The following is an 11,505-nucleotide window of genomic DNA, read 5'->3' as shown; positions in this document are numbered from 1 at the left end:
GACGGTCAGCGCAGACGGCACCTGGACCCTGACGGTACCGCCGGCCGACCTGGCGTTGCTGAACGACGGCGATCTCACCGTAACGGCGAGCGTCACCGACAAGGCGGGCAACCCGGTGCAGGCCGATCATGGCCTGACGCTGGATACCAGGGCGCCCACGCTGAGCATCAATACGATTGCCGGCGATGACATCGTTAACCTGGAAGAGCAGCAGTCGGCCCAGATTATCAGCGGTCACACCGACGCTGAGCCGGGCCAGACGGTCATCGTGACCTTCAACGACCGCACCTACAGCGCCACGGTAGACAGCAACGGCGACTGGCAGGTCTCGGTCCCGGCGAAGGACTTCCTGGGATCGGTCGGCGGTCAGTACAGCGTCAGCGCCACGGTCACCGACAAGGCCGGCAACAGCGTTACGGCGGACAAGTCGATCACCCTGAGCGGCGAAGCGCCGACCATTACCATCGACACGGTTGCCGGTGACGACATCATCAACGCAGCCGAACACGGTGCGCCGGTGGTGCTGAGTGGTACCAGCAACGTGACGTCAGGTCAGGTAGTGACCATCACGCTCGGCAGCCAGACTTACTCCACCACGGTGGATGCGTCCGGCAAGTGGAGCTATACGCTGGACGCCAGCGTGGTGCAGGCGTTGACGGACGGCAATTACACGCTTTCCGTCAGCGTGGCGGATACCGTGGGCAACGCGACCAGCGCAGATAAAGCGCTTGTGGTGGATACCCTTGCACCGCAGGTGACCATCAACAAGATTGCCGGTGATAACATCATCAACGCGGGTGAACACGGCCAGGCGCAGATTATCAGCGGCACCTGCGTTGGTGCAGCGGCAGGCGATAAGGTGACCGTGACCCTCAACGGTAAGGACTACACCACCGCGGTCAATGCGGACGGTACCTGGAACGTCGGTATTCCGGCGGCGGCAATCGGCGAGCTGATCGATGGTGATTACATCGTGACGGTGAGCGTCACCGACAAGGCCGGCAACACCGGTTCGCAGACTCAGGGTGTTGAGGTGAATACGGCGGCAGTCGCCCTGACGATCGATGCCATTGCCGTTGACGACATCATCAATGCGGCAGAAGCAGGACAGCCGCTGGTATTGTCCGGTACGGCGAGCGATCTGCCGGAGAACACCGTAGTGACCGTTACGCTGAACGGCAAAACCTACAGCGCGACCGTCACGGACAGCGGAACCTGGACATTGACGGTCGATCAGGCCGACGTTGCGGCATTGGCCGACGGTAACTATACCGTGACGGCCTCGGCGATTGATGCGGCGGGTAACCACGCCAACGCCAGCCATAACGTCACCGTGGATACCACGGCGCCGACGCTGACCATCAACGATATGGCGCACGGTAACGTACTGAACGGCACAACGGCCGGTGAAGCGCTGGTTATCAGCGGCAGCACCAGCGCGCAAGCGGGTCAGGTAGTTACCGTAGCGTTGGGCGACAACACCTACAGCGCAACGGTCAGCGCAGACGGCACCTGGACCCTGACGGTACCGCCGGCCGACCTGGCGTTGCTGAACGACGGCGATCTCACCGTAACGGCGAGCGTCACCGACAAGGCGGGTAACCCGGTGCAGGCCGATCATGGCCTGACGCTGGATACCAGGGCGCCCACGCTGAGCATCAATACGATTGCCGGCGATGACGTCGTCAACAGCACCGAACAGCAGGCGGGTCAGATCATCAGCGGTCGCACCGACGCTGAGCCGGGCCAGACGGTCATCGTGACCTTCAACGACCGCACCTACAGCGCCACGGTGGACAGCAACGGCGACTGGCAGGTCTCGGTCCCGGCGAAGGACTTCCTGGGCGCGGCAGACGGCCAGTACAGCGTCAGCGCTACGGTCACCGACAAGGCCGGCAACAGCGTTACGACGGACAAGCCGATCACCCTGAACGGCGAAGTTCCGACAATCGTCATTGATACTATTGCCGGCGACGACGTGATTAACGCCGCTGAACACGGGGGCGCGGTGGTACTGAGCGGTACTTCCAACGCCATCGGCCAGACGGTAACCATCACGCTGAACGGTCAGACCTACACCACCACGGTGGGGGCTGACGGTAAGTGGAGCCACACGCTGAGCACCGCCGATGTACAGGCGCTGGCGGACGGCCAGTCGTATGTCGTCAATGCGTCGGTCAGCAACAGCATCGGCAACAGCGTCAGCGATACGCACACGGTCAGCGTGGACACCACGGCGCCGCAGATGAGTATCGCCATCGACTCGGTGGTCAATGATACCGGCCTGAGCAGCAGCGACTTCGTAATTAATCATGCGAACGTGACGCTCAAAGGTTCACTGGGTGCGACGCTGGGTGCGGATGAGAAGGCGCAGATCAGCCTCGACGGCGGTACTACCTGGATCGATCTGGTGGTGAACGGCACCGGCTGGAGCTATACGGACGGCCGTACGCTGGCGGACAACGCCTACGATTACACCGTACGGGTCATCGATGCGGCCGGAAACGTCGGCGCAACTGCTGATCAGACCGTGGTGATCGACACCGTAGCGCCTGACGCTGCCGTGAAGACCATCACCATCGATGCCATCAACACCGATACCGGTCTGAGCAACAGCGACTTCGTAACCAGCGACAACTCACTGGCCATCCGTGGTCAGCTCGGTGCGGCGCTGGCGGCGGATGAACACGCCCAGATCAGCATCGACGGCGGCGTGACCTGGATTGACGTTGAGGTCAGCGGCCTGAACTGGACCTACGTTGATACCCGTTCGCTGGCTGACGGTAAATACAACTACATGGTACGGGTGGTGGATCAGGCCGGAAACGTCGGCGCGACCGCCAGCCAGGTTGTGACGGTAGATACCGTGGCGCCGGATGCGGCGAAGACCATCACTATCGACGGCATCAGCGATGATACCGGTCTGAGCAACAGTGACTTCGTGACCCGCGATACCTCGCTGACGTTGCGCGGTACGCTGGGCGAGACCCTGATGGCGGGCGAACACGCCCAGATCAGTCTGGATGGCGGCCTGACCTGGCAGGATGTGGTGGTTATCGGCACCGGCTGGACCTTCACTGATACCCGGTCGCTGATTGATGGCACCTACACTTACCATGTGCGTGTTGTGGATCAGGCCGGCAACGTGGGCCAGGTGGCGCAGAAGGACGTGGTGATTGACACCGTTAGCCCGGAAAGCGCTAAGGGTATCGCCATCACCGCGATCAGCAACGATACCGGTCTGGATAACAACGACTTCATCACCAGCGATATCACGCTGACGATTAAGGGAACGTTGGGCGCCTTGCTGGCTAACGACGAATATGCGCAGATCAGCGTAGACGGCGGCGTGACCTGGACTACCGTGGTGGTTGACGCCAGCGGCCTGAACTGGAGCTACACCGACGGCCGCACGCTGACCGAAGGGTCCCATGAATACCGGGTACGCGTGGTGGATCTGGCGGGCAACGTGGGTGAAACCTCGTCGCAGGTGGTGCTGATTGATACCACGGCGTCGGCGGAAACCATCACCGTTGACAGCATTTCCGAGGATACCGGCCGCTCGGCCAGCGACTTCATCACCAGCGATACCTCGCTGACGGTGAAAGGCTCGCTGGGCAACCCGCTGGCGGCGGACGAGTTCGTCCAGGTCAGCGTGGACAACGGCGCCACCTGGCAGTTCGCCAGCGTTTCCGGTACCCAGTGGACCTTCGTGGACGGCCGTACCCTGACCGACGGTAATCATGTCTATCAGGTACGTATCATTGATACTGCGGGCAACACCGGTACGGTGGTATCGCAGACGGTCGTGGTCGATACCCTCGATCCGATCGCGGAGCCGGGCATTGCGTCTTATAGCGACAATGTCGGCGACCGCACGGGAACCTTCGACGCCAGCTATATCACCGATGATACCTCGCCGCTGCTGAACGGTGTGTTGTCCGGTCCGCTGGCCGACGGGGAGATCGTTCAGGTCTACCGTAACGGTATTCTGCTGGGCGTAGCGACCATGACCGGCTCCATGACCTGGACCTATCAGGACAGCGGGCTGACGGATGCGACCTACACCTACACTGCGCAGGTGGTGGACCTGGCGGGCAACGTAACCAAGTCCAGCGACTTTGTGCTGAACGTGGATACCAGCATCCCGGATACCCGGGTGCAGATCGCCACCGTGGTGACGGACGACAAGACGCCGATCGCACACGGTACGCTGTCGAAGGAATTGGTTGATGGCCAGATCCTGGTCGTCACGATCAACGGTATTGAGTACAGCAGCGACAGCCACGCCAGCGACCGGGTAGTGGTCGATCCGCTGAACAATACCTGGTATGTGCAGATTGCAGACAACGATGCCCTGCAGGCAGGTAAGTACGATGTTTCCGCCCAGGTCATCAGCGCCGCCGGTAACGGTAACCAGAACGGCCTGACCACCGTGACCGATGCGTTGCAGATCACCAATACCACGGTAACGGCGGATTGGGGCACCAACGCGGGTCTGGCGTACACCAACGGGATGAGCTACACGCTGGACGCCAACGGCATGTGGAATATCGCGGCGAACGGTACGGCATATTTTGCCCAGGACATCAGTTCTTACAGCGGTACCAAGCTGGATCAGGCGGCGACGCATACCGCCAGCGCGTACTATCCGATCAGCCTGACCTGGGCGGACTATGCCCGTAGCGGTTACGCCGGGCTGTTTGCGACGGAGAACATCTACACCAACAACTTCCAGGAAATGTGGATCCAGGATGCGGACGGTACCTTTACGCCGATGCAGTTGGGGAACGTGAACTCGGATACCAGCATCATGAAGCCGGGCTCCACTAACGCCACGGCAACCTGGTACGGGGCTATCGTGTCCATCGACCTGAATGGCGACGGTTATGCTGACATCATCTGGGGTGACGGCACGCCTGACAGTACGGTGCCCTGGATGCTGAACAACGGAGATGGTTCTTACTCCATCTTCAGCGCCACCACCTCCCTGGCAACGGCGGGGGGAACCTCGCGTAACCAGTCCGGCGTGGATTTGAACAACGACGGCTCTGTTGATGTGGTACAGCAGGTGGGCGCTTATAACCTGCGCACCGTCATCAACAACGGCAATGGGACGATCACTGCCGGTCAGACCATGACCAATATGTTCGGGGTTTCCGGGGCAGCCAATACCAACAACAACGGTGCGGTTTCCATGACCTGGGCTGACTTTAACGGTGACGGCTATCTGGACCTGTATGTCGCGAACTACTACAGCAACACTACCCAGGGTGGTTTGTTGTGGAACACCAACGGTACGTTGTCAACCACCTTTACCAAGGTGGGGGCAACCTTTGGCGGAAGCTTCTCACTGGCGGTGGACTGGAACCATGACGGGGCGATGGACATCGTCAAGTTCGCTGATACTGCGGCGTCGGCGGTCGTTAACCTCAATAATGGCAACGGCTCCAACTGGGCTCCCACGACGATCAGCACCGGTACGGACACCACGCGCGTGACCGGCGTGGCATCCATCGACTACAACTGGGATGGCGCGACGGATCTGCTGGTTTCCCGCCAGAGCGGTAAAATGTCGCTGGTGCTGAATACCAACAAGGTGGAGGACAAGACCTCGCTGGTCGTCAAGATCCTGGATGCCGAAGGCATCAACAGCTTCTACGGCAATACGGTGCGGCTGTATGACTCGCAGGACAGACTGGTGTCGACCCAGATGATCAACGCCCAGTCCGGTTTCGGCAGCAACGACTCCTCGGGCCTGGTCTACTTCTACGGGCTGAGTGCGACGGAGCAGTACCGGGTTGAGCTGGTGCGCGCAGTGAACGGCGTAGCGCATAACGAAAACTGGGGAGGCCTGACCACGCAGAACGCCAACGAAAGTTATGTGTTGACGACTGACGTGATCAACAGCCAGAGCCTGAAGGGAACCATCACCGGTACCGGGTACAACGACCGCTTTATCGTTGAGGAAAACAGCAACTACGTCTACAACGGCGGCGGCGGCACCGAAGTATGGTCCAATAACAGCCAGTGGAGCGCTACCGGCGGCGTAGATACCGTTGACTTCATCAAATCAACGGTGGGCGTCACGGCTGACCTGAGCAAAACCTCGGGTCAGAACACCGGGTTCAACACCTCGACCTTCCAGAACATCGAAGGACTTGCCGGTTCTCACTTCGCGGACACCCTGTCCGCAGGTAACGGCAACCACTTCATCGAAGGGCGCGGCGGTGATGACATCATCAATCTGGGCACGGGCGTGGGTCATGCGACGGTTCTGTTCAAGATGATCGATGCCAGCAACGCCACCGGCGGCAACGGCGCCGATACCGTTAACGGCTTTACCCTGGGGACCTGGGAAGGAACCAAGGATACCGACCGTATCGATATCCGCGAACTGTTGCAGGGCAGCGGTTATACCGGTAACGCCAAGGCCAGTTACGTTAATGGCGTGGCGCAGATGGATAGCAGCAGCGACAACATCGGCGACTTTGTGAAGGTGACGACCAGCGGCAGCGACACGGTGATCCAGATCGATCGCGACGGCAGCGGCGGTTCCTTCTCGCCGACGACGGTGGTGACGCTGACCGGGGTGAATACCGACCTGGCGACACTGTTGGCGAACCATCAGCTGTTAGTGGTGTAGTTTAGGCGGAATATAAGGCGGGGGGGATAATCCCCCGCCTTTTTATTTTGGAATTTTCTTATCAATGAAGCTTTAAATATGGTAAATTCTAAGAATAATCCTGAGATATATTCACGCTTAATACGTGAAGCCCGAATTGACAGTGCCGGCATCATGATGATGCCGTCTTATTTTTTCTGACAGAGGACGTCAGCACTATGAGTCATTCCACTCCCTCCGTTGAAGCCTGGCTGGAAGCGATGCTTACCGTCGCCCGGCATTATCGTCTCGACTACTCGGAAGAGAATGTCCGTACTACCGTAAACTGGGAACGTAACAGTAAGCGTGATGACCTGTTGGCGGATATGGCGCGTCAGCTGGGAATGGGACTGCGTCTGAGCGATTTCAGCGCCAGCTTCCTCGACCCGTGGCGTATGCCGCTGCTGGCCCGCTTTGATAATGGTCAGATCGGGGTATTGTCGCGCATGGACGCCGAAGGCAACGTCTGCGTCAGCTTCAGCGGCGATAAGGGGCTGGAAAGTACCCTGAGCGCCGAGGAACTGGGCGCACGCATCCGCCAGGTGGCGATCCTGAAACCGCTGAGCGCCATCCCCGACGCGCGCGTCGACGACTACATCAAACCCTATAAAGAAAACTGGTTCTGGAACCTGGCGCTTAAGGACTGGAGGCGTTACAGCGATATCATGCTGGCCTCGCTGGTTGCCAATATTCTGGCGCTGTCCGGTATGTTGTTTTCCATGCAGGTTTACGACCGTGTCGTACCATCGCAGTCTTATCCCACGCTGTGGGTGCTGTTCGGCGGGGTTATGCTGGCGATTCTGTTTGAGTTTTCCATGCGTATGGTGCGGGTGCATATCTCCGATATGGTGGGTAAGCGCGCGGACCTGCGTATTTCCGACCGGGTATTCGGTCATGCGCTGCGGATTAAAAATAACGCGCGATCCAAGTCCACCGGCTCCTTTATTTCCCAGATCCGTGAGCTGGAATCGGTGCGGGAACTGATTACTTCCACCACCATCGGCGCCATTGCCGATCTGCCTTTCTTCTTACTGTTTGTGTTTATTCTGTGGATGATCGGCGGCCCGCTGGTCTTCGTCGTACTGCTGGCGCTGCCGCTGCTGCTGATACCCGGACTGCTGGTACAGCGTCCGCTGGGGCGTCTGTCCACCGAGGGAATGCGCGAGTCTGCGGTGCGCAACGCCACGCTGGTCGAGGCGGTGGAGTCCATCGAAGACATCAAGCTGCTGCGCGCCGAACAGCGTTTCCAGAACCAGTGGAACCACACCAACGATACCGCCGCCACCATCAGCATGAAGCAGCGTTTCCTGACCGGGTTGCTGCTTACCTGGACACAGGAGGTGCAGTCTATTGTTTATGCCGTGGTGCTGCTGGTTGGCTGTTTTATGGTGATCAGCGGCGACATGACCACCGGTGCGTTGGTGGGGACCACCATCCTGGCGTCGCGCACGATTGCGCCGCTGTCACAGATTTCCGGCGTTCTGTCGCGCTGGCAACAGGCCAAGGTGGCGCGTAATGGTCTGGATGAACTGATGAAGCGCCCGGTGGATCAGCCGGAGCACGGCAAGCTGGTGCATAAGGCGGTGCTGAACGGCCACTATAAGTTCAGTAACGCGGTGTTTTACTACAACGAAGAAGAGAAAATTCCCGATATTATTCTGCCCAAACTGGAGATTAACGCCGGTGAGAAAGTGGCGATCCTGGGGCGTAACGGCGCGGGTAAGTCAACGTTGCTGCAACTGCTTTCCGGTATGCAAACGCCGCAGCAGGGGCAGATGCTGCTCGACGACATCGGCATTAACCAGCTCGACCCGGCGGATCTGCGCCGCGATATGGGGTATCTGAGCCAGACGGCGCGTCTGTTCTTCGGCACCGTCCGTGAAAACATCACCATGGGCATGCCGGAAGCCACCGACGAAGATATCATGCGCGCACTGGTGATGAGCGGTGCGTTGTCGTTCGTACAAAAACAGAAAGACGGCCTCAACTACCAGATTATGGAGGGCGGGCTGGGGTTGTCCGGCGGCCAGCGGCAAACGCTGTTGCTGGCGCGCGTGCTGATTCGTCAGCCCAACATTCTGCTGTTGGATGAGCCGAGCGCTTCGCTGGACGAAATGTCGGAAAACTACCTGATCGAACAGCTTCATCAGTGGACGGGGAACCGTACGCTGGTGATCGCTACGCACCGCATGGCGATGCTGCACCTGGTCGATCGTATCATCGTGATGGATAACGGACGCGTGGCGATGGACGGCCCGCGCGACGCCATTCTGAACGCCCGGCCGGGGCAGGAAAACGCGCCGGCCGCAGCGCCACAACCTGCCGCCGCCAAGAGCAATGCCCCGGTGCGGCGCGTGATGCTGCAAAAGACGGCACAGGCTAATTCTGATCAGGGAGCGACGGCATGAGCGGACATATTCAATACAACCGCGGCCTCAGTGAGCCGAAGCTGCCGCGCTCCGCGCTGGCGGCGCGCGTCGTGGCGCTGATGCTGCTCTGTTTTCTCGGCTGGGCCTATTTCTTTGAGCTGGATGAAGTCACGACCGGCACCGGCAAAGTAGAGCCTTCCGGTCATGAACAGGTGGTGCAGTCGCTGGAAGGCGGGATTCTGCACAAGCTTGACGTTAACGTCGGGGATATCGTGGAACGTGGTCAGGCGCTGGCCCAGCTTGACCGCACGAAAATGGAGTCCGGCGTGCAGGAGAGCCTGTCCCGCCTGTACGCGGCGCTGGCTACGTCGGCGCGCCTGCGGGCGGAAGTCGGCGGCGAAACGCTGGTGTTTCCCGCAGAGCTGGACAACGCCCCTGAGTTGATTAAATCGGAAACCGCGCTGTACAACGCCCGCCGTGAAGGGCTGGAAAAAACGGTGAACGGGTTGAAGGACGGTATCCGGCTGGTTCAGCGCGAGCTGGCGATGACGCAGCCGCTGATCAAACAGGGCGCGGCCAGTAACGTCGAAGTCCTGCGTTTGCAGCGTCAGCTCAATGAGATGCAGAGCAAACTGACTGAAACCCAGACGCAGTATTACGTACGTGCGCGTGAAGAATTGGCTAAAGCCAACGAAGAGGTAGAAGCGCAGCGTTCGGTGATGCGCGGGCGCGAAGACTCCCTGACGCGCCTGAAGTTTAACGCGCCGGTGCGCGGCATCATCAAGGACATTGAAGTGACCACGGTTGGCGGGGTCATTCCGCCCAACGGCAAACTGATGACGATTGTGCCGCTGGACGATCAATTACTGATTGAAGCCAAGATTTCTCCGCGCGACGTGGCGTTTATCCACCCCGGCCAGCGGGCGCTGGTGAAAATTACCGCCTACGATTACTCGATATACGGCGGCCTGGACGGTGAGGTAACGGTTATTTCACCGGATACTATCCAGGATGAGGTACGGCGCGATGTCTATTATTATCGGGTTTATATTCGTACTTACAGCAATCATCTGGAGAACAAAGAGAAGAAATCTTTTCCAATCTTTCCGGGTATGGTGGCAACGGTAGATATCCGTACCGGTAAAAAGACGGTTCTGGATTATTTGCTGAAGCCGTTTAATAAGGCGAAGGAGGCACTGCGGGAAAGATAAATAACAGAAACAGGCCGGGCTGCGGATCGTCCGGAAGAGTTGACTTTCCTCGTTTACGACAGACAATATTCTGACGGATATTGTCTGTTGGCATTCAATTAGGGTATATGAAGTGATTATCCGGAAAGGTGAATTATGAACAAAACACAGGAGTTGGTCAGTACACTGTGTTCATACAGCACACAGATACAGCGCTGCGACGGGTTTGATGACGTATTGGAGTATCATTACCACCTGCTTACTACCATGTATGAAAAGAATTCTCTTTTTTATAAGACGGTGCTGAAAGAAAGTCGCATTTATATAATAATGACATTATTGTGTTTCTATTATACCCGGGGTGAAACCAGTCAGGCAGAGGTGAAGGAGTATTGCACCTCGATGAGGTTTGCCAGCGGCAATAGTATCGATTCGATGATGTTTTTCCTGCGCGTCAGCGGCCGGATGAATGCAGAAAGAAACGAGAAAAATAAACGTGTTCTGATGGTTTCACCAACGGAAAAAGGGTTAAAAGAGGTGGGCAACTACCTGCTCAGCGCATTGCTGCCGTTGAACAAAGCTTATCCTTTATTGAATCTGTCGGTGGAAACGGTTAATGACAAAGAAATCCTCTCGATGATGTACCGCAATATGTATGATCTGTTGATTAACCGCATCATCATTAACCGTATTTTGCCCGATATACACCTGTTCACCGAAAAAGATTCAGGGCATATGGTGATTCTCAGCCTGTACCTGGAGGCCCTGAAGCACAGCGATAACGGTGTGTTGCGGATTTTTGAGTACCCGTATATTGCGGTGAGCAAAACCATCGCCGTTTCGCATACGCATGTTCGCCGGATCGTCAGTGCCGCAGCCGGGGCAGGCTGGATGAAGATGCACGGTAAGTCCCAGATTGAAATTCTGCCGGAATTTATGCAGTTGGTGCGCGAATATATGGGGCTCTACTTCTCGGTTTGTATGCATGCCCTGGAGTTTGATCCCCATAAGCACTCAACGCCGGATACTCCCGCCTTATAAATTTATTATCTTCCAACGGGGGGCGGTAAAGGGAATGGACTGAAATGGGAAATACCGCCCTGAGATAAAAATTTTTCTACCCTTTTTTATATCATCGTAAAGCTTAGCGTAAGACCCGGGATATAAAATAGGGAAGGATGAAATTGAATAGCGTTAAAAAGTATATTTTTTTGCCGGGAAGGTACAATTTGGGGAGGTATATCAAAAGTCAGAATTAATTTTGGCGCCAATAAAAAAACTG

4 protein-coding genes and 1 pseudogene are annotated in these 11,505 nt (G+C 57.6%); all 5 read left to right on the top strand.

Features of this window, described 5'->3' with window-relative positions; translation table 11 throughout:
• A pseudogene (locus C8D90_RS22545) lies at positions 1–4,507 on the top strand (Ig-like domain-containing protein); the annotation flags it as partial.
• Between the two features lie 9 nt (positions 4,508–4,516).
• Positions 4,517–6,646, top strand: a complete 2,130-nt coding sequence (locus C8D90_RS22540) for an FG-GAP-like repeat-containing protein (RefSeq protein WP_376744996.1) — start codon at positions 4,517–4,519, stop codon at positions 6,644–6,646.
• Between the two features lie 197 nt (positions 6,647–6,843).
• On the top strand, positions 6,844–9,072 hold the full coding sequence (locus C8D90_RS20610) for a type I secretion system permease/ATPase (RefSeq protein WP_147291392.1): 2,229 nt from the start codon (positions 6,844–6,846) through the stop codon (positions 9,070–9,072).
• Positions 9,069–10,244, top strand: coding sequence for an HlyD family type I secretion periplasmic adaptor subunit (locus C8D90_RS20605; RefSeq protein WP_115460344.1), 1,176 nt, complete (start codon positions 9,069–9,071; stop codon positions 10,242–10,244). The genes C8D90_RS20610 and C8D90_RS20605 overlap by 4 nt, the downstream gene beginning before the upstream one ends.
• A gap of 135 nt (positions 10,245–10,379) precedes the next feature.
• Complete coding sequence (locus tag C8D90_RS20600) at positions 10,380–11,264, top strand: hypothetical protein (protein ID WP_115460343.1); 885 nt, start codon at positions 10,380–10,382, stop codon at positions 11,262–11,264.
• The last annotated feature ends 241 nt before the right edge of the window (positions 11,265–11,505 follow it).

It is taken from the genome of Enterobacillus tribolii (assembly GCF_003363015.1).
Taxonomy (GTDB): Bacteria; Pseudomonadota; Gammaproteobacteria; order Enterobacterales; family Enterobacteriaceae; genus Enterobacillus; species Enterobacillus tribolii.
This window is presented reverse-complemented; position numbering and strand designations above follow the sequence as displayed.